General features: G+C 67.8%; 23 protein-coding genes. 14 read left to right on the forward strand and 9 right to left on the reverse strand.

Going from position 1 to position 21501, the window contains the following annotated elements; all coding sequences use genetic code 11:
- Position 1 precedes the first annotated feature (1 nt).
- Genes ACFFGN_RS16015 through ACFFGN_RS16025 form a run of 3 tightly spaced genes read left to right on the forward strand, consistent with a single transcriptional unit; the run spans position 2 to position 1973 of the window.
- Complete coding sequence (locus tag ACFFGN_RS16015; protein ID WP_380048158.1) at positions 2 to 859, forward strand: alpha/beta fold hydrolase; 858 nt, start codon at positions 2 to 4, stop codon at positions 857 to 859.
- A complete protein-coding gene (locus tag ACFFGN_RS16020) occupies positions 856 to 1248 on the forward strand; it encodes a YccF domain-containing protein (protein WP_380048160.1) in 393 nt (130 codons plus the stop codon). Before ACFFGN_RS16015 ends, ACFFGN_RS16020 begins: the two co-directional genes overlap by 4 nt.
- A complete protein-coding gene (locus tag ACFFGN_RS16025) occupies positions 1245 to 1973 on the forward strand; it encodes an MBL fold metallo-hydrolase (protein ID WP_380048162.1) in 729 nt (242 codons plus the stop codon). The genes ACFFGN_RS16020 and ACFFGN_RS16025 overlap by 4 nt, the downstream gene beginning before the upstream one ends.
- Positions 1974 to 1976: 3 nt before the next feature.
- Here ACFFGN_RS16025 and ACFFGN_RS16030 read toward each other — a convergent pair whose 3' ends face one another.
- Positions 1977 to 2492 (reverse strand): hemerythrin domain-containing protein, encoded by a 516-nt coding sequence (locus ACFFGN_RS16030; RefSeq protein ID WP_380048164.1) that lies wholly within the window; start codon positions 2490 to 2492, stop codon positions 1977 to 1979.
- 112 nt (positions 2493 to 2604) lie between these two features.
- Here ACFFGN_RS16030 and ddaH point away from each other — a divergent pair, with 112 nt between their 5' ends.
- The gene (gene ddaH, locus ACFFGN_RS16035) at positions 2605 to 3369 is read left to right on the forward strand and encodes a dimethylargininase (RefSeq protein WP_380048166.1); all 765 of its coding nucleotides are present in this window, start codon (positions 2605 to 2607) and stop codon (positions 3367 to 3369) included.
- 181 nt (positions 3370 to 3550) lie between these two features.
- Here the strand turns inward: ddaH and ACFFGN_RS16040 are convergent, their stop codons facing one another.
- Complete coding sequence (locus ACFFGN_RS16040; protein WP_380048168.1) at positions 3551 to 4897, reverse strand: DNA polymerase IV; 1347 nt, start codon at positions 4895 to 4897, stop codon at positions 3551 to 3553.
- 61 nt (positions 4898 to 4958) lie between these two features.
- On the opposite strand from ACFFGN_RS16040, the gene ACFFGN_RS16045 reads away from it, so the two are divergent.
- The 7 genes from ACFFGN_RS16045 (at position 4959) to ACFFGN_RS16075 (ending at position 10725) form a co-directional block, all read left to right on the forward strand.
- Positions 4959 to 5744, forward strand: coding sequence for an MBL fold metallo-hydrolase (locus ACFFGN_RS16045; RefSeq protein WP_380048170.1), 786 nt, complete (start codon positions 4959 to 4961; stop codon positions 5742 to 5744).
- Between the two features lie 177 nt (positions 5745 to 5921).
- On the forward strand, positions 5922 to 7400 hold the full coding sequence (locus ACFFGN_RS16050) for a glutamate-cysteine ligase family protein (RefSeq protein WP_380048172.1): 1479 nt from the start codon (positions 5922 to 5924) through the stop codon (positions 7398 to 7400).
- Between the two features lie 180 nt (positions 7401 to 7580).
- Entirely contained in the window at positions 7581 to 7994 is a 414-nt protein-coding gene (locus ACFFGN_RS16055; RefSeq protein ID WP_380048174.1) for a universal stress protein, read from the forward strand.
- A 1-nt stretch (position 7995) separates the two neighbouring features.
- Positions 7996 to 8613 (forward strand): HhH-GPD-type base excision DNA repair protein, encoded by a 618-nt coding sequence (locus ACFFGN_RS16060; RefSeq protein WP_380048176.1) that lies wholly within the window; start codon positions 7996 to 7998, stop codon positions 8611 to 8613.
- Between the two features lie 278 nt (positions 8614 to 8891).
- Complete coding sequence (locus ACFFGN_RS16065; RefSeq protein WP_380048178.1) at positions 8892 to 10211, forward strand: RNA polymerase sigma factor; 1320 nt, start codon at positions 8892 to 8894, stop codon at positions 10209 to 10211.
- Between the two features lie 4 nt (positions 10212 to 10215).
- The gene (locus tag ACFFGN_RS16070) at positions 10216 to 10413 is read left to right on the forward strand and encodes a hypothetical protein (RefSeq protein WP_380048180.1); all 198 of its coding nucleotides are present in this window, start codon (positions 10216 to 10218) and stop codon (positions 10411 to 10413) included.
- A 36-nt stretch (positions 10414 to 10449) separates the two neighbouring features.
- The gene (locus ACFFGN_RS16075; protein ID WP_380048182.1) at positions 10450 to 10725 is read left to right on the forward strand and encodes a YidC/Oxa1 family membrane protein insertase; all 276 of its coding nucleotides are present in this window, start codon (positions 10450 to 10452) and stop codon (positions 10723 to 10725) included.
- 76 nt (positions 10726 to 10801) lie between these two features.
- Here ACFFGN_RS16075 and ACFFGN_RS16080 read toward each other — a convergent pair whose 3' ends face one another.
- The 6 genes from ACFFGN_RS16080 to ACFFGN_RS16105 all read right to left on the reverse strand — a co-directional run bounded on the left by ACFFGN_RS16080 (position 10802) and on the right by ACFFGN_RS16105 (position 16235).
- A complete protein-coding gene (locus tag ACFFGN_RS16080) occupies positions 10802 to 11740 on the reverse strand; it encodes a pseudouridine-5'-phosphate glycosidase (RefSeq protein ID WP_380048184.1) in 939 nt (312 codons plus the stop codon).
- Positions 11737 to 12711: a carbohydrate kinase family protein gene (locus ACFFGN_RS16085; protein WP_380048186.1), complete on the reverse strand. Its 975-nt coding sequence runs from the start codon at positions 12709 to 12711 to the stop codon at positions 11737 to 11739. The genes ACFFGN_RS16080 and ACFFGN_RS16085 overlap by 4 nt, the downstream gene beginning before the upstream one ends.
- A 47-nt stretch (positions 12712 to 12758) precedes the next feature.
- On the reverse strand, positions 12759 to 14210 hold the full coding sequence (locus ACFFGN_RS16090) for a sensor histidine kinase (protein ID WP_380048188.1): 1452 nt from the start codon (positions 14208 to 14210) through the stop codon (positions 12759 to 12761).
- Between the two features lie 37 nt (positions 14211 to 14247).
- A complete protein-coding gene (locus ACFFGN_RS16095) occupies positions 14248 to 14943 on the reverse strand; it encodes a response regulator transcription factor (RefSeq protein WP_380048190.1) in 696 nt (231 codons plus the stop codon).
- Between the two features lie 96 nt (positions 14944 to 15039).
- Positions 15040 to 15597 carry a hypothetical protein gene (locus ACFFGN_RS16100; protein ID WP_380048192.1) on the reverse strand — a complete coding sequence of 186 codons (558 nt, stop codon included), beginning with the start codon at positions 15595 to 15597 and terminating at the stop codon, positions 15040 to 15042.
- 155 nt (positions 15598 to 15752) lie between these two features.
- A complete protein-coding gene (locus ACFFGN_RS16105; protein WP_380048194.1) occupies positions 15753 to 16235 on the reverse strand; it encodes a DUF456 domain-containing protein in 483 nt (160 codons plus the stop codon).
- Positions 16236 to 16299: 64 nt separating this feature from the next.
- On the opposite strand from ACFFGN_RS16105, the gene ACFFGN_RS16110 reads away from it, so the two are divergent.
- The gene (locus ACFFGN_RS16110; RefSeq protein WP_380048196.1) at positions 16300 to 18366 is read left to right on the forward strand and encodes a glycogen debranching N-terminal domain-containing protein; all 2067 of its coding nucleotides are present in this window, start codon (positions 16300 to 16302) and stop codon (positions 18364 to 18366) included.
- Positions 18367 to 18405: 39 nt separating this feature from the next.
- Here the strand turns inward: ACFFGN_RS16110 and ACFFGN_RS16115 are convergent, their stop codons facing one another.
- Positions 18406 to 18651: a DUF7455 domain-containing protein gene (locus tag ACFFGN_RS16115; protein WP_328994281.1), complete on the reverse strand. Its 246-nt coding sequence runs from the start codon at positions 18649 to 18651 to the stop codon at positions 18406 to 18408.
- 603 nt (positions 18652 to 19254) lie between these two features.
- Between ACFFGN_RS16115 and ACFFGN_RS16120 the strand changes: the two genes are divergently transcribed.
- Both ACFFGN_RS16120 and ACFFGN_RS16125 read left to right on the forward strand, forming a co-directional pair.
- Positions 19255 to 21339: a DNA gyrase/topoisomerase IV subunit B gene (locus ACFFGN_RS16120; RefSeq protein ID WP_380048199.1), complete on the forward strand. Its 2085-nt coding sequence runs from the start codon at positions 19255 to 19257 to the stop codon at positions 21337 to 21339.
- Positions 21339 to 21473 (forward strand): hypothetical protein, encoded by a 135-nt coding sequence (locus ACFFGN_RS16125; protein WP_380048201.1) that lies wholly within the window; start codon positions 21339 to 21341, stop codon positions 21471 to 21473. Before ACFFGN_RS16120 ends, ACFFGN_RS16125 begins: the two co-directional genes overlap by 1 nt.
- Positions 21474 to 21501: the final 28 nt, after the last annotated feature.

Consider the following 21501-nt stretch of genomic DNA (forward strand, 5'->3'; position numbering starts at 1 on the left):
CGTGCGCCGCGTCACCGCCCCGGACGGGGTCGAACTGGCCGTCTACTCGTACGGCGATCCCGCGGCGCCGGCGATCGTCTGCGTGCACGGTTATCCGGACAACGCCTCGCTGTGGAAGGAGGTCGCCGAGGAACTGGCGGCCGACTTCCACGTGGTGGCGTACGACGTGCGCGGGGCCGGCGCCTCGGACCACCCGCGGGAGCGGGCGGCGTACCGGCTGGAGCGGTTGGAGGCGGATTTCGCCGCGGTGATCGACGCGGTCAGCCCGGATGAGCCCGTGCACGTACTAGCGCACGACTGGGGTTCGATCCAGGCCTGGCACTTCGTCACCAGCGAGGCGTTGCGCGAGCGGATCGCGTCGTACGTGTCGATCTCAGGGCCTTCGCTGGACCACGCCGGGTACTTCCTGCGCGCGGGATCGGTCGAGGCGATCCGACAGTTGCTGCACTCCTGGTACATCTTCTACTTCCACCTGCCAGTAGTGCCGGAACTCGGCTGGCGTCTTGGCTGGGGGATGAAGGTCTTCGGCCGGCTGGAACGGGCCGCGGGCGGTCTACCGGCTGGTGAAGGCGAACGGTCTATGGCGGACTTCATCAACGGGCTGGAGTTGTACCGGGCCAACGTGATGCCGAGGCTGTTGAGGCCGTCGCCACGGACTACCGACGTTCCCGTGCTGTCCGTATCGCCGGACGGGGATGCCTTCATCACGACCGCTTTGCAGACCGAAGTCGCCCGGTGGGCCCCTGAACTCGCCGTACGCGTGGTCAGGGGAGGGCACTGGTTGCCCCGGAATGATCCCCGAACGGTCGCCAGGCTGACCCGGGAACACCTCGCGCGCGTGGCAGGCTTGCAACCATGAGAACGCTGCTGAACCTGATCTGGCTGGTGCTCGCCGGCTTCTGGCTGGCCGTCGGTTACGTCATCGCCGGGGTGATCTGCTGTGTGCTGATCATCACGATTCCCTTCGGTATCGCGTCGTTCCGGATCGCCGGTTACGCGCTCTGGCCGTTCGGCCGGACCGTGGTCGACCGCCGCACCGCCGGCGCCGGTTCGGTGATCGGCAACGTGATCTGGCTGATCTTCGCCGGCTGGTGGCTCGCGCTCGGCCACCTGGTCACCGGCATCGCCCTGCTCGTCACGATCATCGGCATCCCGCTCGCCCTGGCCAACTTCAAGCTGATCCCGATCTCCCTACTCCCACTAGGCAAAGACATCGTCCCCTCAGACCAGCCCTTCGCCACCCGTTGAGATCCCTCACAGTCCTCGGCACCTGCGCGGCCTGGCCCGAGCCCGGCCGCGCTTGCGCCGGTTTCCTCGTGGAGTACGACGGCTTCCGCGTCGTGCTGGACCTCGGCTATGCGGCGTTGCCACGGCTGCTGGAGTTGTGCCCGGACGGCGCCGTCGACGCGGTCATGGTGACCCATCAGCATCCGGACCACTGTGTCGACGTGAGCGGACTTGCCCGGGTTCGGTACGACCTGGCACGGGAGGCGGCTCCGATCCCGCTCTACTGCCCGCCGGGCGTTCTGGACGTACTGCGGGCTCTAGAGCCTCGGCCGGATCCCGCGTCCGTGTTCGACATACGGAACCTGGAAGCCGGTGTGGTGGGGCCTTTCCAGCTGGAAACCGTCTTGCTGCCGCACTACGTCACGAACTATGGCCTGCGGCTGGACGCGCCTGGGGTGAGCCTGGCGTACACGGGTGACAGTGGACCGTCTGAGCTGCTGGGACACCTTGCGGCGGGTGTTGACCTGTTCGTCGCGGACGCGACCTTGCAGGGGCCTTCGCCCGCTACAGAGCCGCGATACGTGATGACGGCGGGAGAAGCGGCTACGGCGGCCAACGGCGCTCGCAGGTTGCTCCTGACGCACTTCTGGCCTGGGAGCGATCGGGCGGTGTCAGTCACTGAGGCCAGACAGGTCTTCGGCGGCGAGGTTATCGCCGCCGAAGAAGGTCTGGTCGTTCCGCTCTGACGGTTAGCCCTTGCTGGCTTCGACCAGCTTGCGGACGTTGGTGATGTCGCCGCAGCCGCTGTCGATCAGGCGATTGCGCTCGGCCGCGAACTCGTCGCCGAGCTTCTTGCGGACGTCGGCCGATACGTCGGTGCGGGCCGGGTTGAGCACGTCACGCTCTTCCTCGTCCAGGTGGTGCGAGAGTGACTCGGACAGCTCGTGCACCTTCTCGCTGAACTCCTCGCTGGCGGTGTCATCGACCTCCATCAGGGCCAGCAGCGCCTCGTTGCCCTCGTCGTGCTCGTGCTCGGAGTGCTCGACCTCTTCGGCGTCGATCGCGTCCTTCTTCTTCAGCGACGGATAGACCTTCGACTCCTCGGCCTCGGCATGCGCGATCAGCACGGCGGCCAGATCGGCCAGTACGGCGGACCGGTCGCTGGTGACGTCCCGCAGTTCGCGCAGCGCCTCCTCGAACCAGCGGTGGTCGGCAAGGATGACCTCCACGACGTCGCCACCGGTGGGCATCGAGATCTTCGGCATCAGGTCCTCCTCGGGATCGTGGCCCCTTCCAACCAGTCGGAGGGGTGTCGCCTGCCGGTACCCCGGCCCTGCCCGACCATGCGCCGCACGCCGGGGCGGTTAACCTCGGCAGATGACTCAGCGCGCGTTGGTACGACGGCCCGGACCCCGACTGCCGGAAGGCCTTGTCACCCATCTGGACCGGACCGAGGTGGACGTCGATCTGGCCGTCACTCAGTGGCAGTCGTACGTCGACGCGATGGCGGCGGCCGGATGGACCTGCGTCGAGGTACCACCGGCCGACGACTGCCCGGACGCCGTGTTCGTCGAGGACACGATGGTGGTCTACCGGGACGTGGCGGTGATTGCCCGCGCGGGGGCCGAGCCTCGCCGGGCGGAGGCGGTCGACGCCGAGAAGGCCGTCGCGGCGCAGGGATACCGGATCGAGCACATCGTCGAACCAGGCACGCTCGACGGGGGAGACGTGCTCAAGGTCGGTTCCACCATTTACGTCGGTCTCGGCGGCCGGACGAACCAGGCAGGCGTCGACCAGCTTCGCGCGGCCTTCGAACCCCTTGGCGCGAAGGTCATCGGCGTACCGGTGACGAAGGTCCTGCACCTCAAGTCGGCCGTGACCGCCCTGCCGGACGGAACCGTCATCGGCTACCCGCCGCTGGTGGACGACCCATCGGCCTTCGAGTCGTTCCTGGCCGTTCCGGAGGAGGCCGGCGCACATGTCGTACTGCTAGGCGACAACCGTCTGCTGATGGCCTCGTCCGCCCCAGCGACCGCGGAACTGCTTGCCGCCAAGGGATATCAGCCGGTCGTGGTCGACATCTCCGAATTCGAGAAACTCGAAGGCTGCGTCACCTGCCTATCCGTCCGCCTCCGCGAATGAGCTAGTCCTGGATCCACAGGACGCTCGCGGGCCCCTGGGCTGGCTGTCGGGTGGCTCGCGGCTACCGGGTTTCCGCGAGCCCGGTACACGCGCATCAACCCGGCAGCCGCCAACCCCCTCGCACGTGGCCACCCTCACCTCACCGCTCGCGCAACCGGCCACCCCATCGGCGGATCCAGATCTAGCCGGCCGCCACGTCCGTGTCTTCTTCGGGCGGGCGGTGCGGGTAGTGCACGGCCAGGGCCGGGTCCTCGATGGCGAAAGTGCGAACCGGCCCCGGGGGAGTGCGGGCGGTCTCGAACCGAACGGTGACCCGGCCACGCCCGGAACCCCACACCCAGCCCTCGCCGTACTCGGTGTGGATCACGTCCTGCCCGGGGTAATACCCCGCTCGATCCCGAGTACGGCGTTGCTCCGGCAGTTCGACCGCGACCTCTTCCGCCTCGGCCGCTTCGCTGTCGATGAACAGGTCGTCCTGGATCCAGTCCGCCAGCGACGACACGCCGACTCCGAGCAGGCGGATACCGCCGGAGATGTCGCTCTCCTCGAGCAGGCGGCGGGCGACCCGCGCGATGATGCGCGGATCGTCCGTCGGCCCGGCGAGCGTGGACGACCGGGTGTGGGTGGTGAAGTCGTGCATGCGGGTCTTCACCGTGACGGTCCGGCCGGACAGTTGCGCCTTCTGGAGGCGTTCCGAAACCCGCCGGGCCATGCCGTCCGCGATCGCCGCCAGCACCGCCCGGTCGATCAGGTCGGTTTCGAACGTGTCCTCGATGCTGATCGACTTGGTCTCGCGATCGCTCACCACCGCGCGGCTGTCGTCGGCCGTCGCGAGGCGATAGAGGTTCGTGCCCTGGGAGGTGCCGAGCTGACGCACCAGCTCGTCCAGCGATAGTTGCTGCAGATCGGCCACGGTCCGGACGCCGGCCATGGTCAGCCGCTGCGCGGTGGCCGGCCCGACGCCGGGAACGACCGTCACCTGCATCGGCGCGAGGAACTCCGCCTCGGTTCCGGGTGGTACCACCACCGTGCCGTTGGGTTTGTCCAGGTCGCTGGCGATCTTCGCGATCAGCTTCGACGTACCGGCGCCGACCGAGGCCGTCAGCCCGCCGCTGGCCGCGTGGATCGCCTCCTTCAGCTGGTCCGCGATGGCCGCCACCTTCGTCACGTCGAGCCCGCTCAGTCCAGCGGCCTCCAGATCGACGAAGGCCTCGTCCAGCGACAGCGGCTCGATCAACGGGGACAACTCGCGCATCTGCGCCATCACCGCCGCGCTGGTGGCGCGATACGCGTCGAACCGGCCGCCCAGGTAGGCCGCGTGCGGGCAGCGGGACCGGGCCTCCGCGGTCGACATCGCCGAGCGAACGCCGTACTTACGCGCTTCGTACGACGCGGTGGACACGACTCCGCGCAGGCCGATACCGCCCACGACCACGGGCTTGCCCCGAAGGGACGGCTTGTCCCGCTGCTCGACCGCCGCGAAGAACGCGTCCAGGTCGACATGCAGGATCGACGGTTCACTACGCACGCCCACAGTCTTCCCGGCCCCACCGACACTTTTTCGGCCCGGCCCCTGATTGGATCGGAGAATGCGATTTCCACAGCGTTGGGACGACGGGACAGAAGCGGGCACGCCGGACTACCAGGTGCACTGGTACGACGAGAGCACGGCGATCATTCGCCAGGCCCTGCGAACGAACTTCGAAGGGCCGTTCAGCTATCTGCTGCTCGGTGCCGAACGGGCCTTGTTGCTCGACACCGGCACGGGCCATATCGACCTATGCGCCGTAGTGGAGGAGTTGCTGGGGGAGCGGGACCTGGAGCTGGTGGTCGCGCATACCCATGGGCACAGGGACCACATCGGCGGCGACAGCCAGTTCGCCGATCGGCCCGGCACAGTGCTGGTCGGTACGTCGGCGGCGGAGGTCGCGTCGTACTTCGGACTGGACGAGTGGCCACAGCGACCCGGGCGGTACGACCTTGGAGGGCGGATGCTCGACGTGATCCCGATTCCCGGGCATGAGGGATCGGACCTGGCCTTCTACGACCCGGCCACCCGGATCCTGTTCACCGGGGACTCGCTGTACCCGGGCCGGTTGTACGTGCCGGACTGGGCGGCGTACCGGGCGAGCATCGACCGGCTCGCGCGGTTTGTTGCCGATGGCCCGAACCCGGTGGAGTGGGTGCTCGGGGCGCATATCGAGATGACCGATCAGCCGGGCCGGGACTACCCGATGGGTGCGGACGTGCACCCCGGTGAGCACCAGCTGCAACTTGGCCCGGAGGTCCTTACCGAACTGGCCGAGGTGCTCGAACAGGCCGGCCCGGAGCCGCGGCACGTGGTGCGGGACCACTTCGTCGTCGTACCGAGATAGCCGCCGGCCCGCCGGCCGCAGGCGTGGATCAGGGCCGTCGTCCCGCATGCCGGTCGATCCACGCGGTCGGGGCAGCGGGAGGCGGCCCGGTCGGGCAGACTGAGGTCAGACTGAGGCTTCAGCGCACACCGAACTCAGGAGACAGCTCCGCGAGGGGCTCGATAAGGGGAGGCGCAGATGGGCGAAGAGGTCGACCGGGTCGAGTTCACCCGGGCGGATCGCACCGCGTTCCGCGATCAGGTCCATCGCAATCTGGACGCGTTCGCGCGGATGCTGCGCGAGGCACGGTTCGACGCCGAGCGGCCGATGACCGGTATCGAGATCGAACTGAACCTGGTCGACGAGAACAACGACCCGGCGATGAAGAACTCCGAGGTGCTGAGCGCGATCTCCGACGACGCGTTCCAGACCGAGCTCGGCCAGTTCAACGTCGAGATCAACGTGCCGCCGGGCCAGATCGACGGCGACGGCCTGGACAAGATGGAGAAGTCCATCCGGGCCAGCCTGAACGCCGCCGAGCAGAAGGCCTCCCGGACCGGCTCGTCGATGGTGGTCGTCGGCATCCTGCCCACGCTGATGACCGACCACATCACCCGCGACAGCCTCAGTACCAATCCGCGCTACGCGTTGCTCAACGACCAGATCTTCGCCGCCCGCGGTGAGGACGTGCAGATCGCCATCGACGGCGTCGAACGGCTGCAGGTCACGGCCGACAGCATCGTGCCCGAAGCCGCCTGTACGTCGACGCAGTTCCACCTCCAGGTCACTCCGGACGCGTTCCCGCGCTACTGGAACGCGGCCCAGGCGATCGCCGGCGTACAACTCGCGGTCGGGGCCAACTCGCCGTTCCTGTTCGGCAAGGAGCTGATGCGGGAGACCCGGATCGCGTTGTTCGAGCAGGCGGCCGACACGCGGACACACGAACTGAAAACCCAGGGCGTGCGGCCGCGAGTGTGGTTCGGCGAACGCTGGATCACCTCGATCTTCGACCTGTTCGAGGAGAATTCGCGCTACTACCCGGCCCTGTTGCCGGTCACCTCCGACGAGGACCCGATCGCCGTGCTGGATCGGGGCGACACGCCGGCGCTGACCGAACTGCGGCTGCACAACGGCACCATCTACCGCTGGAACCGGCCCGTGTACGACGTTGTCCGGGACCGCCCGCATCTGCGGGTCGAGAACCGGGTACTGCCGGCCGGGCCCACGGTGGTGGACACGATCGCGAACGGCGCCTTCTACTTCGGGCTGGTCCGGGCACTGGCCGACGACGAGCGGCCGATCTGGTCGCAGATGTCGTTCAGCGCGGCCGAGGAGAACTTCCACAACGCTGCCAGGCAAGGCATCGACGCGGAGGTGTTCTGGCCCGGTGTCGGTACGGCCCGGGCGACCGAGCTGGTGCTGCGCAGATTGTTGCCGTTGGCATCACAGGGGCTGGACCAGTGGGAGGTCGATCCGGCGGTCCGGGATCGGCTGCTCGGCATCATCGAACAACGTTGTCTTCTGAACCGCAACGGCGCCTCCTGGCAGGCGGAGATGTTCCACGAGCACTACACCTTGGGCCAGCACGGCCGGCGGGACGCGTTGCGGGCGATGCTGCAGCGCTATCGCGACCACATGCACGAGAACATCCCGGTGCACGAATGGCCGGTGGACTAGGCTGCCTGACCACGCGTTCCTGGAACCAGGTTTCCTGGGGCGGAAGTTTAAGACCTCGTACGACACAGGCGCATCACGTTCGCGACACAGGTATCGCATTTCCACGGATGCCAGTGAAGGCTCGGGGCAGTATCGTTCGGAACGGGTCGATGAGGAAGTACCCGGAGGTGAGGCAAGTCGATGACGACCATCGTCGTGGGATATGTGCCGAAGGCCGAGGGGCGCGCAGCGCTACGGCGGGCGGCGGAAGAGGCGAAGCTCCGGGACGCCAAGCTGGTGGTGGTCAATTCCCATCGTGGCGGGCGCAGCTTCGCCTCCGATGAGGCGGCCGCGAGTGAGGCGGCGCTCGGTGAAGTAAGAGAACAGCTCGAGTCGACCGGAGTTCCCTACGAGGTCCGGCAGCTCGTTCGCGGGCTGGACCCGGCGGAGGACCTGGTGGCCGTCGCCGAGCAGGTTCATGCCGAATTCATCGTGATCGGGCTTAGGCGCCGGTCACCGGTGGGCAAGCTCATCCTCGGCAGCAACGCGCAGCGGGTCCTGCTGGACGCCCCCTGTCCCGTGCTCGCCGTGAAGGCAGAGGAAGGGGAGGATTGAGGTGACGTCGGTCCGAGGCAAACGACTGTGCCTGGCCCAGCAGTCCGAAGCGGACGAATTGCTGAGCCGGGACCCTTTCGCGTTACTGGTGGGCATGTTGCTCGACCAGCAGATCCCGATGGAACGGGCGTTCGCCGGCCCGGTCCAGATCGCCGCCCGGATGGAGGGCTCGTTCGATCCCTCCACGGTCGCGGCGTACGACCCGGACGGTTTTGTCGAGGTGGTGGCCGGTCCGCCGGCCGTGCATCGGTTCCCGACCGCCATGGCGGCCCGGATCCAGACCCTGGCCAAGCACCTCGACGAGGAGTACGGCGGTAACGCCGCCGCGGTCTGGGCCGACGTGAAGTCCGGGGACGACCTGCTCGCCCGGCTTTCGGCGCTGCCCGGCTTCGGCGCGCAGAAGGCGAAGATCTTCGTCGCGCTGCTCGGCAAGCAGATGAAGGTCCGGCCGCGAGGCTGGCGCGAGGCCTCCGAGCCGTACGGCGAGGACGGTGCCTTCAAGTCGGTCGCGGACGTGACCGACGCCGGCTCACTGGCGAAGGTGCGGCAGTACAAGCAGGAGCAGAAGGTCGAACAACGGCCGCTGGCCCGTCCGGTTCGGCAGACCCGCAACAGCTAGTCCGTGGGAGTTGCCACGGGTTGCCCGGCGGTGGTCAACCCGGGGTCGGAGTGCGGTTCCGGAACCGGGTAGGCTCTCGGGGCGTCTGGATAGGGGAATCGCACGCCCGCGCGGCGATCAGCTTTGGGCGCCGTGTCACAATGTAGTGTTGCCGCCGCCTGACCAGCGGCTGTGCACACTGAGCACCATCCGGGCCTGCCCGGAGCACCACCGCGAACCAGCACGTCGCACCACGTTGGTAACCCTGCAGACAGTAACCGTCAGACGAGAGGTAATTCGTGTCGTCCAGCTCGTCCGAGAACCTTCCAGCAGAGTCCCCTCGGGTCGTGCCCGCCGCCGCGCGGGCCACGGCTCCCCGGACCAGTGCCCGGGTCGCCGATCCGGCTGCGAAGAAGGCCGCCCCTGCCAAGAAGGCCGTTCCCGCCAAGGAGGCTGCCGCGAACACCGCGAAGAAGGTCGCTGCGAAGAAGGCGCCGGCCAAGAAGGCCGCCGGCAAGCCGGATGAGGCCGGGGTCGCGATCGACCCGAAGACCGGTAAGCCGCGCAGCCTCGACGAGGTCGACGAGTCGGACTTCACCCCTGACGCGGTCAAGCCCCTGGAGAAGGAGCTGACCGAGGACGAGGGCTTTGTGGTCTCCGACGCCGACGACGCGGACGAGCCCGAGCAGCAGGTCATGGTCGCCGGTGCGACCGCCGACCCGGTCAAGGACTACCTGAAGCAGATCGGCAAGGTCCCCCTGCTGAACGCCGAGCAGGAGGTCGAGCTTGCCAAGCGCATCGAGGCCGGCCTGTTCGCCGAGGAGCAGATCAGCGACGAGGCCACCAAGCTGAAGGAGAAGGTCCGCGAGGAGTACGAGTGGATCTCGGAGGACGGCCGCCGCGCGAAGAACCACCTGCTCGAGGCCAACCTGCGACTCGTCGTCTCGCTGGCCAAGCGCTACACCGGCCGCGGCATGCTGTTCCTGGACCTGATCCAGGAGGGCAACCTCGGTCTGATCCGTGCGGTCGAGAAGTTCGACTACACCAAGGGCTACAAGTTCTCCACCTACGCGACCTGGTGGATCCGGCAGGCGATCACCCGCGCGATGGCCGACCAGGCCCGCACCATCCGTATTCCGGTGCACATGGTCGAGGTCATCAACAAGCTCGCCCGGGTGCAGCGCCAGATGCTGCAGGACCTCGGCCGCGAACCCACTCCGGAAGAGCTCGCCAAGGAGCTCGACATGACCCCGGAGAAGGTCATCGAGGTGCAGAAGTACGGCCGGGAGCCGATCTCGCTGCACACCCCGCTGGGTGAGGACGGCGACTCCGAGTTCGGCGACCTGATCGAGGACTCCGAGGCCATCGTGCCCGCGGAGGCCGTCTCGTTCACCCTGCTCCAGGAGCAGCTGCACGCCGTGCTGGACACGTTGTCCGAGCGGGAAGCGGGCGTGGTGTCGATGCGCTTCGGTCTGACCGACGGCCAGCCGAAGACGCTGGACGAGATCGGCAAGGTCTACGGCGTGACCCGCGAGCGGATCCGCCAGATCGAGTCGAAGACCATGTCCAAACTGCGTCACCCGTCGCGTTCGCAGGTTCTGCGCGACTACCTGGACTAGTTCGATGGGCCAAGGCATCGCCGGCGTACTAGCGCTGGTGATGCCTGCCCTCGGCCTGGAATCAGGCCTGCTGGCCGTCGCCGTTCTTACGGCGGCGGCCTCTTTGTTCGCCCTCCTGCTGGTATCCCGCGCCGCCGCCACTCACTTGGTCTCGGCGCCGCAGCACGTGCTGGCGACAGCCGACCGCGAGCCCCTGGCCTGAGCAGCCCGACCGCTGACCGGTCCGTATGCCGCCGCCGTGGCGATCGTGCTCTGCACCCTTGCCGTCCGCCTCGTGCTGTTGCCGCTTGGTATCGCCGCCATCCGTGGCGCGAAAGCCCGGACCGAGTTGATGCCCAAGATCTCCGAGATCACCAAGAAGCACCGAGGAAATCCCGACCGAGCCCAGCGCGAGATCGCCGAGCTCCAGGCTGAGACCGGGACCAGCTTGTTCGCGGGCTGTCTGCCGTTGCTGGCGCAGCTCTGCTCGCCGTCGTCGCCTTCATTCCCCTTGCCGCGGGCCTCTACCTCCTGACCACCACCACCTGGACCCTCCTGGAACGCACCCTCCTCCACCGCTGACACCCCCTCGTCCACAGCTGGGTGGCGGGTCAGGTGGTGGGGGGTTGGGTGAGGGTGGTGTAGGCGGTGGCCAGGTGGGCGCCTAGGTGGGCGTTGTTCTTCACCAAGGCGATGTTGGTGTTGAGGCTGGTGCCGTCGGTCAGTTCGACGATGCGGCCTAGCAGGTACGGCGTGGTGTCCTTGCCGGTGATACCGGCTTGGGCCATTTCGGCCAGGGCCTGGTCGATGATGCCGTTGATCTGTTCGGCCGGGATTTCGTCGGCCGCGGGAACGGGATTGGCGATACTGATTCCGCCCGGAATGCCGAGGTCCCATCGCGCGTGCATGATGGCGGCCAGTTCCTCCGGCGAGTCCGCCCGCATGGGGGAGGCGAAGCCGCTCGAGCGGGAGTAGAACGCCGGGAACTCGTCCGTGCCGTAGCTGATCACTGGTACGCCGAGGGTTTCCAGCGTCTCCAGGGTGAGCCCGATGTCGAGAATGCTCTTCACCCCGGCGCTGATCACCGCCACCCCGGTGGACGCCAGCTCGGTGAGGTCGGCGCTGACGTCGAAGGTGGTTGACGCGCCGCGGTGTACGCCGCCGATGCCACCCGTCACGAAGACCCGGATTCCCGCCAGCGCGGCGAGGCGCATCGTACTGGCGACGGTGGTCGCGCCGTGACCACCACGGGCCACGACGTACGCCAGATCGCGCACGCTGGTTTTTGTCACGTCCGGGCTGGTGGCGAGCAGCTCGAGGTCGTCCGGCGACAGGCCGATCCGCGGTTGGCCGTGCAGTACGGCGATGGTGGCGGGCACGACGTCGTACGAACGGATGATGGCCTCGACCTCGAGGGCCATCGCGACGTTGCGGGGATACGGCATGCCGTGGCTGATGATCGTGGACTCGAGGGCCACCACCGGACGGCCTTCGTGCAGGGCCGCGCGGACTTCCTCGGTCAGGATCAGCCGGGGGTGGGGCGTTGTCATAACTGGCTCCGGTTCGAATTGTTCAACAAGTCCTCGATCAACTCCTGCGTCAGATCCGGTCGCACCGTGGCCGTGCTCGCCACCGTCAGGGCCGCCGCGGCATGACCGTAGCGGGCCGCCTCGACCGGATCCGCGCCGAGCAGCAGCGCGTGCGCGAACGCGGCGAGCATCGCGTCCCCGGCGCCGGTAACGTCGCGCACCTCAGCCGGGGCCATGGCCGGCAAAACATGCCCAGCACCCGCAGTGCTCAGCAGGCTGCCGCGTTCGCCGAGCCGGATCCACACATGCTCGACACCACGCGCGTGCAGTACCTCGGCGGCACGGACCAGGTCATCGCGCGAGCCGGCAACAGGCCGACCGATGATCGCCTGAAGCTCTTCCAAGTTCGGCGTCACCGCGAACACGGGCCGCTCCGCACTGAAGAGTCCACCGAGCAACGCGGCCTTCGGCGCGCTGACCGGTTCGACGACAACCGGCACCCCAGCGTCCCGAGCCACATCCAGCGCGTGGTCCAGCACCGGCCCCGGCAAGTTGCCGTCCAAAATCACCAGACTCGCGCCGGCGATCAACGCGTCATCAACGTCAGACGGCGAGAGGCGATCCGTAGCGGTCATGTCGGAGACCGCCACAACGAGCGATCCGTCGGCATCGAGCACCGCCGTATAGGTGCCGGTCGGATACTCGCTTCGACAGACCTGCGAGACCTGTACGCCGGCCGCTTCGGTTTCGGCGAGCAACCGTTCGCCCGCCGCGTCGCCGCCGATCGCGGCGATCAGGTACGTCGCGGTGCCAAGCCGGGCGAGGTTCTCCGCGATGTTCCGGCCGACTCCGCCCGGCGTGGTGGTGGACCGGCCCGGGTTGCTCGTATGGAGCTGGATGGCGGCCAGACCGCGAACCTTGAGGTCGACGTTGGCACCGCCGATGACCACCACCTGGCCCGGCGGGCTGAGGGATTCCCGCTGAGCCGACATGGTGCTGACAAACTAAGCCAGCCTGCCGCCGAAGCAAAATCCCATCGTTAGGCCTCGGGGTTGGTTGCCATGGGCAACGCCACGGTGAACGTCGTACCGCCGCCCGGCGTGTCCGTCACGGTCACCTTGCCCGCGTGGGCCGCAACCAGCGCGGCAACGATCGACAACCCGAGCCCGGAACCACCCGTGGTACGCGTACGAGCCGTATCGGCCCGGTAGAACCGCTCGAACACGCGGTGCTTCTGTTCCGGCGTGAGCCCCGGGCCGGTGTCGCTCACTTCGAGTACGGCGTCACCGTCGCGAGTGCCAACCGAAATCGTGATCGGAGCCGTCTCGGGCGTGTGGTGCAAGGCGTTGCCAACAAGATTGCCGAGCACCTGCCGGAGCCGGGCCTCATCGCCTTCGACCACCGGCGCCTCCGAGCCCGGCAGGATCCGGAAGTCCACCTGCCGTTCGGGCTGCACCGCCTCGGCGTAGTGCACGGCATCACCCGCGATGGTCAGCAGGTCAACCGGCTCGCGCTCCAAGGGCCGTTGCTGGTCGAGCCGCGCGAGCAGCAGTAGATCGTCGACGAGCAGCCCCATGCGCTTGGCCTCGTCCTCGATCCGGCGCATCGTATCGGCGTCGGCCTTGCCACCGCGCTGACGCGTGAGCTCGGCAAAGCCCCGGATCGAGGTCAGCGGCGTACGCAACTCGTGACTCGCGTCCGCCACGAACCGCCGCATCCGATCCTCCGACAACCGCGCCGCCTCCTCCGATCGCCGCGCGGCGTCTTCGGAACGCCGGGCCGCATACTCCGAGGCGGTCCGCATCGCGAAGGCGTTCTCGATCTGACCCAGCATCTGGTTCAAGGCGAGGGACAGCCGGCCGACCTCGGTCCGTGGATCGCGCTCGGGTACTCGCCGGCTCAGATCACCACCCGCGATCGCGACCGCCGTGTGCTCAACGTCTTCCAGCCCTCGCAGGCTCCGCCGCACGACGTACGTCCCGATCCCAGCAAGCACCACCAGCAGAATCACCCCCACCGTGATCTGTACGCCGATCAGCTGGTTGATGGTCTGGTCCATGTCGCTCAGGCTCTGCGCGACATAGACCACGCCCACCGCACGCGTCATCGGTACGACCACGACCCGCCAAGTGTCGCCGCCAATGGTCGCCTTGACATTGAACGGACGCCCTCGGGTCTGTTCGACCTCGGCGAGAGTCATCGTCGGCAGGACGGGTGGTGCCGTCGGCCGACGAAAGCCACGGTCAGGTTGGATCGGGCGCGGACGGCCGGACAGGCTGAACTGGACAAAGAACGGGGTGGGCGGGCTGTTTCCCAGCTGGTTGAGTATCTGGCGGGGAGGTATTGCCGCCATCGACCGTGCGCCTTCGGTCAGCTGCGAGTCGACTCGGTCGAGCAGGTAGCCGCGCATGATGGCCGTCGCGGTAAACCCTGAGCCCACCAAGGCCGCCGCGACCAACACCAGCAGCGCCACCACGATGGTGACGCGCAACGGATATCGATCCGAAAACCTCCGCCGGGTACTCACGTCAGACCCGCGGCGTCCGGAGCACGTACCCGACGCCCCGCACTGTGTGCAGCAGCTTCTGATCGCCGGTATCAACCTTGCGCCGCAGATACGACATGTACGACTCCACCACGCCCGCGTCCCCAGCGAAGTCGTAGTTCCACACCGCCGACAGGATCTGGCTCTTCGACATCACCCGTTCAGCGTTCTCCAGCAAGCACCTCAGCAGCTTGAACTCGGTCAGCGACAACGAGACGGGCTGACCCGCCTTGAACACCTCGTAGCTGTCCTCGTTCAGCTCAAGATCCGCGTACTTCAGCACCGCCGCCTCGGCCGGCGTCTGCTCCCGGTGCCCCGAACGCCGGAGGAGGGCCCGTACGCGGGCGACCAGCTCGTCCAGGCTGAAGGGTTTCGTCACGTAGTCGTCGCCACCGGTCTGCAGGCCGAAGACCTTGTCCTCTACGGCATCACGCGCGGTCAGGAACAACACCGGCACGTGGCGGTCCTCCCCGCGCAAGCGTCGTACGACCTCGAAGCCGTCCAGGCCGGGCATCATCACGTCCAGGACGACCAGATCGGGTTCGACGTCGCGAGCCTTCTTCAGCGCCTCGGTGCCGTTGGTCGCGGTTGAGACCTCGTAGCCGGCAAAACGCAGACTCGCGGACAACAGTTCGACGATGTTGGGTTCGTCGTCGACCACCAGCAGGTGCGGGCTCATACCCCTCAGTCTGAACCCGCCACCCGTGCCCCGGCTGGACGTTTCCTGTGAACCAGCTGTGAGTCGCCGACGCCGGCGACTCACCGGTTCACCGCGTCAGCGCGGGCCGCGCTTGAGGCCCCACTTCTCGCGGGCGCCTTCCCGGACGGTGCCGTCGTTCACGCTGACGGCGGTCGCCTTGTCGCCGTCGACGATGGCCGAGACGACCACCTTGTTGCCGTTCTTCACGTCGGCGATGCCGTCGCGGGCCGCGTTCACCAAGGTGTCCTCGGTCAGCGTGTAGGTGCGGCTGTAGCCGTCCTCGCTCTTGACCGTGATCGACTCGGTGCTGACCGCGGTCACCTCGCCCTGCTGGGTCGCGATGGTCTGGTAGCCGCCGCCCTGCTTCGGTACGACGAACTCGCCGTGCAGGGGCCTGCCCATCCCCAGCATGCCGTGGCGGCCTCCGAAGCCCGGGCGGGCGGGCTTCTCGTCCGCCGGGGCCGACGGCGAGGCGGAGCTCGGGGCCGAAGGTGAGGCGGAGGGGGTGGGATCGGCGTTGCCGAGGTCGCCCGTCGCCCAGGCGACACCACCCACGGCCGTGGTCATCGCCACCGCCGCGACGGTCCCGGCCAGCCGCCAGCGCTTGGTGCCGTTCTTCTCGTACGTCGTCATCTGTGCACAGCCTCCCGTAGGTCGTGCACCGGCCAAGGGGTAGCCCGGTGCCATACCCCGTCCACGGTGCCGTGCCTACCTAAGACCGTCCTGCCGCGAAGCTGGCAAAACCCTGGCAATCCACCCGAGCAGCCGCCACAGGCCGCACCGGACGATCAGAGAAAGAGCACGGCGATCAGCCACGCGGCGGCCGCCAGCGCCGTACCGGCGAACTCGATCAGGATCGACAGCCCGCTGGCCCGTAGCGCGTGCTTGGTCGACTCCCAGGCGGTCGCGTGGCTGCCGAGGCGCTGCCGTTCGGACAGGTAGACGCCGAACGGGAAGCCGACGAACAGTCCGACCACCGGAATCACGAAGAACCCGACGATGCCGAGCAGCGCGCCGATCATCATCGACCGGCGCGGCACGCCGGCCTCGCGGAGCTTGCGCTCGGGCACGATGTACTTGACCACCTGGCTGGCACCGATCAGCACGGTCGCCAGCGCCCACACGGTCCACGCGGTGGCGGTCTGTTCCTCGAAGGCCCAGACACCGATGGCGGCCCAGCTCAGAATCGCGCCGGGCAGGATCGGAATGACGATGCCGAGCATGCCGGCGAAGATCGCGACACCGACCAGGACCAGGGCAAACGTGTTCACCGGCCACACTCTGCCGTAAGCCCAGCTCGCGCGCTCCCCGGCACGCCCTCCTAGTGTGGCCGGTATGACCTACGCGCAGGATCTAGTCGTCACGCTTGCCGCGCCCTGGGTGGTGATGGCGCCTCGCTCGGGACAGCTGACCGGCACTGGGGCCGAAGGTGTGTACGCCGCCGACCGGCGCCTGCTGAGCCGCTGCCTGCTGCTCGTGGACGGCCACGAACCGGTCCCGATCCACCTCGACGAGTACGACGCGAGCACCGTCCAGTACGACGCCGTGCTGCCCGGCCTAGGCGATCCCGGCCACGACCCGACCGTCACGCTGCATCGCCACCGCCACCTCGACAGCGCGAGCCTCACCGAGACGGTCACGGTCACAAACCGCTCCCGCCAGACGATCGAGTACGACCTCACGCTGGACCTCGCCGCCGACCTGGCGAACACCGCGGCGGTCCGAAGCGAGGCTGCCGCAGCGCTTCCCCCGATCACCCCAGAACGTACGGCGAACGGCCTGCGCTGGTCCGGCGACGACGTAACGGCCGAGGTCGTCCTCGCTCCAGAAGCCGCGAGTCTCGACCTCGACGGCAGAGTCACCTGGCCATGCCGAACCGTCGCGGGGGAGTCGACCACCCTCACTCTCAGGTTGACCCTTAGCCGAGCGGAGCCGGCGCAAGGCTTCCGGATCGCGCCGCCGACGGTGCGTACGTCGTACGACCAGGTGACGGTGGACTGTGATGACTCGCGGGTGGTGCGCTGGTTCGACCGGTCGCTGGAGGACGTGCGCGGGTTGATGCTCGCGGAGGGGGAGGACCGCTACCTCGGCGCCGGGCCGCCTTGGTACCTGACGTTGTTCGGGCGGGACTCGCTGATCTCGTCAGGCATGCTCGTCGGCGTCGATCCCGGGCTCACTGCCGGAACGTTGCGCGCGCTGGCCCGGCACCAGGGAACCGAACACGACGAGGGCGCGGCCGAACAGCCGGGCAAGATCCCGCACGAGCTGCGCGAGGCCGTCGCGGATCACGGCGGTGGTCTCGTGCTGCCGCCCGCGTACTACGGCACGCATGACGCGACTCCCTTGTGGATCACCACGCTGCACAAAGCCTGGCGATGGGGAATGCCGAGCGCGGAGGTGGCGGCCCTGCTGCCCGCGGTGGAGCAGGCGCTGACGTGGATTCGGGACGGGGCCGATCCCGATCGCGACGGCTTTCTGGAATACCTCGATACGTCCGGCCACGGCCTTGCGAACCAGGGCTGGAAGGATTCGGTCGACGCCGTGCAATGGCCCGACGGGACATTCGCCAAGGCCCCGATCGCGTTGTCCGAAGTACAGGCCTATGCCTATGCGGCAGCCATCGCCGGGGCGGACCTGCTGACGGCGTACGGGCGCTCCGGCGACGAGTGGCGGACCTGGGCGGACGCGATGAAGACGCGCTTCCGCGAGGCCTTCTGGGTCGACGGCTATCCCGCGATCGCGCTGGACGCCGCCAAGCGGCCAGTCGCGGGTCCGGCCTCCAACATGGGCCATCTGCTCGGTACGGGCCTGCTGGATCCCGACGAGGAGGCCATCGTGGCCGCCCGTCTCGGGACCCCTGAGCTGGACAGCGGCTTCGGTTTACGCACGCTGGCGACGACCGCCACCCGATTCAACCCGCTCGGCTACCACACGGGCAGCGTCTGGCCCCACGACACCGCTATCGCCGTCGCCGGCCTGTACGCCGCGGGTCAGGCCGACATCGCCGGTTCCTTCGTCTCAGGGCTCACCAGGGCCGCTGAGGCCTTCGGCTACCGCCTGCCCGAGCTGTACGACGGTAGTGGTGGTGGGGGAACACCCGCGCCGTACCCGCTGGCGTGCCGTCCGCAGGCGTGGGCCGCGGCTTCAGTGGTCGCGGTCCTGGTGGCGGCGCTCGGAATCGAGCCGGACGTGCCGAACGGGGTGCTGCGGATCGCGCCGGCTGATCCGTTCCCCTGGCGGCGGTTCGAGCTGCGCGGCCTGCGGGTGGGAAACGGGGTGCTGTCGGTTCGCGTCGAGAGCGGCGAGCTGACCGTGCTGAGTGCCCCCGGCAACCTCGAGCCCACAACTAGAGATGGCGGTCACCGAAAGGGTGACCGCCATCGAGATGACGTCTCTGGGTAGGGTCGCGCCTGAACTCCGGCGCGTTGTCCGGGGCCCCGGCTACCGGTCGTCCTCCGCGGCGGCCGCCGCTTCGGCTTCAGCCTTCTTGGCTTCGAGCCGGCCGGTCTCGTCGTGGATCGTGATGGCGATGTTGCGCAGCTTCTCCGCGTGCTCCCGGCTGTGGTGGGCGCAGAAGAGCAGCTCCCCACCGCTGGTCAGGGTGACACGAACGTAGGCCTGCGCGCCGCAGCGGTCACAACGGTCCGCAGCCGACAGGGTCGAACTCGGGGCGAGTGCTGTAGTCACTTTGAGGCCTCATCTCATCTAGTTCCGTACTCACCAGATAGCAACATCCTCACATGCGGATCACTTCCCGGTAGGGCCAGCGTGTCCGAATGTGAGACGAACCACCTGTTCCCATATGACGCATATTGACGGTGATTCGTTTCTGCAGCGGGCGTTTTGTTGTTTCCGGCGGGTGTCGGGCGTGTCATTTCTCACTGTGCGGCATGAAAGCGCTACCGCGTGTCGACGTTCGGAGTGTCGCGATCTTGTCCGGATCGATATCAAGAAATTCGGAGCCGATCGCCTTTTGGATGTTTCGTCAGGCAGTTGTCAAGGAACGCAAAACAGCCGGTGACCGGGTGGCCACGGGCAGCGACATCAACTATGCCGTCGCCTGCCAAATATTCTCGCAGCCCGGACGCTATGCCGGGTGCCCGACATACGTAGCAGTTCACGTACTCTTCCGGTTCCGATCAAGCCGCTGGGCGAATCGTGGCCCCGCCGACCTGCCTGGACCCGCCGCCTGGACCAGGCGCCACCGCCGCACGGCGTGCTGTCACGGCGTTGTCGGTGCGGCCGCATAGGGTAGGACCCGAGCATCACCTGAACCAGTGAAGGAGCCTTGTGGCCGCCCCGACGCCTCGCAGTACCGAGCTCGACCCGACGTACAACGCACGCCATCTGCTCGTGCTGGAAGGCCTGGAGGCGGTTCGTAAACGCCCGGGTATGTACATCGGGTCGACCGACAGCCGCGGCCTGATGCACTGCCTGTGGGAGATCATCGACAACGCCGTCGACGAGGCCTTGGCCGGCCACGGCGACCGCATCGACGTGGTCCTGCACAAGGACGGCTCGGTCGAGGTCCGGGACAAGGCCCGCGGTATCCCGGTGGATATCGAGCCGAAGACCAAGATGAGCGGTGTCGAGGTCGTCTTCACCAAGCTGCACGCCGGCGGCAAGTTCGGCGGCGGGTCGTACAACGCCTCCGGTGGTCTGCACGGCGTCGGCGCCTCGGTGGTGAACGCGCTGTCCGCGCGGCTGGATGTGGAGGTCGACCGTGGCGGTGTGACCTGGACCACGTCGTTCCGCCGGGGCGTGCCGGGCGAGTTCGACGCCGAGGGCGCGTCCGCGAGCTTCACGCCCGCGACGGGTCTGCGCAAGAAGGGCCGCGCCAAGAAGGGTGTCACCGGCACCCGGGTGCGCTACTGGGCCGACCGCCAGATCTTCACCAAGGACGCCGCCTTCAACTACGACGAGCTGGTCACCCGGGCGCGGCAGACGTCGTTCCTGGTGCCGGGCCTCGAACTGGTGATCCGCGACGAGCGCACCGACGAGGTGACCGAGGAGTCGTTCAAGCACGACGGCGGTATCAGCGAGTTCTGCGAGTTCCTCGCCACCGACCAGCAGGTCACCGATGTCATCCGGCTGACCGGAACCGGCCACTTCACCGAGACCGTGCCGATGCTCGACGACGCCGGTCACATGACGCCGACCGATGTCGAGCGTGACCTCGACGTCGACATCGCGGTGCGCTGGGGTGACGGCTACGAGACCGAGATGCGCTCGTTCGTGAACATCGTCGCCACCCCCAAGGGCGGCACCCATGTGAACGGGTTCGAGCGGTCCCTGACCAAGACGCTGTCGAAGGCGCTGGAGGGCACCCGGCTGATCAAGGCCGGGGAGGAGATCGTCAAGGACGATGCCCTGGAAGGTATGACTGCGGTGGTCACCGTCCGGCTGCGCGAGCCGCAGTTCGACGGCCAGACCAAGGAAGTCCTGGGCACGCCGGCCGCCTCGCGCATCGTCGCCAAGGTGGTCGAGAGCGAGCTCACCGAGTTCCTCACCTCCACCAAGAAGAACGAGAAGCCGCAGGCCCGCGCGCTGCTGGAGAAGGTCGTCTCCGCCGCCCGGACCCGGATGGCCGCCCGCCAGCATCGCGAACTGCAGCGCCGAAAGACCGCGCTGGAGTCCTCGGCGCTGCCCGCGAAGCTGGCCGACTGCCGCAGCAACGACGTGGACCGCAGCGAACTGTTCATCGTCGAGGGTGACAGCGCCCTCGGTACGGCGAAGCTCGCGCGCAGCTCCGAGTTCCAGGCGCTGCTGCCGATCCGCGGCAAGATCCTGAACGTGCAGAAGGCCTCGGTCGGCGACATGCTGAAGAACGCCGAGTGCGCCTCGATCATCCAGGTGGTCGGTGCCGGCTCTGGCCGATCCTTCGACATCGAGCAGGCCCGCTACGGCAAGATCATCTTCATGGCCGACGCCGACTCCGACGGCGCGCACATTCGCTGCCTGCTGGCCACGCTCTTCTTCCGGTACATGCGGCCTCTGGTCGATGCCGGCCGGGTCTACACCGCCGTGCCGCCGTTGCACCGGTTCGAGCTGACGAACCCGAAAAAGGGCCAGGACAAGTACATCTACACCTACAGCGACGCCGAGTATCAGCGGAAGTCCGCCGAGCTGATGAAAAAGGGCGTCAAGTGGAAAGAGCCCCCGCAGCGCTACAAGGGTCTCGGTGAGATGGACGCCGACCAGCTCGCGGAGACCACGATGGACCCGCGGCACCGGACCCTGCGCCGCATCACCGTGGACGACGGCGAGGCCGCCGCGGGCGTGTTCGACCTGCTGATGGGCAACGACGTCGCGCCGCGCAAGGAGTTCATCGTGCAGGGCGCGTATGACCTCGACGAAAGCCGTATCGACGCCTGATGCGGGTGGACCTCGACATCGCCGGTGGTCACGCGGCCGGGCTCGTGGACAGCGGAGCCGCCGCGGTCGACGTACGGCCCGATCACGTGGTCCGCGACGTGCTGAAGGCGTTCGAGTTCATCCGCGCGAGCTGACTCGCGGGACACGCGGCTTTGCTGGACC

Source organism: Kribbella deserti (assembly GCF_042434725.1).
Taxonomy (GTDB): Bacteria; Actinomycetota; Actinomycetes; order Propionibacteriales; family Kribbellaceae; genus Kribbella; species Kribbella deserti.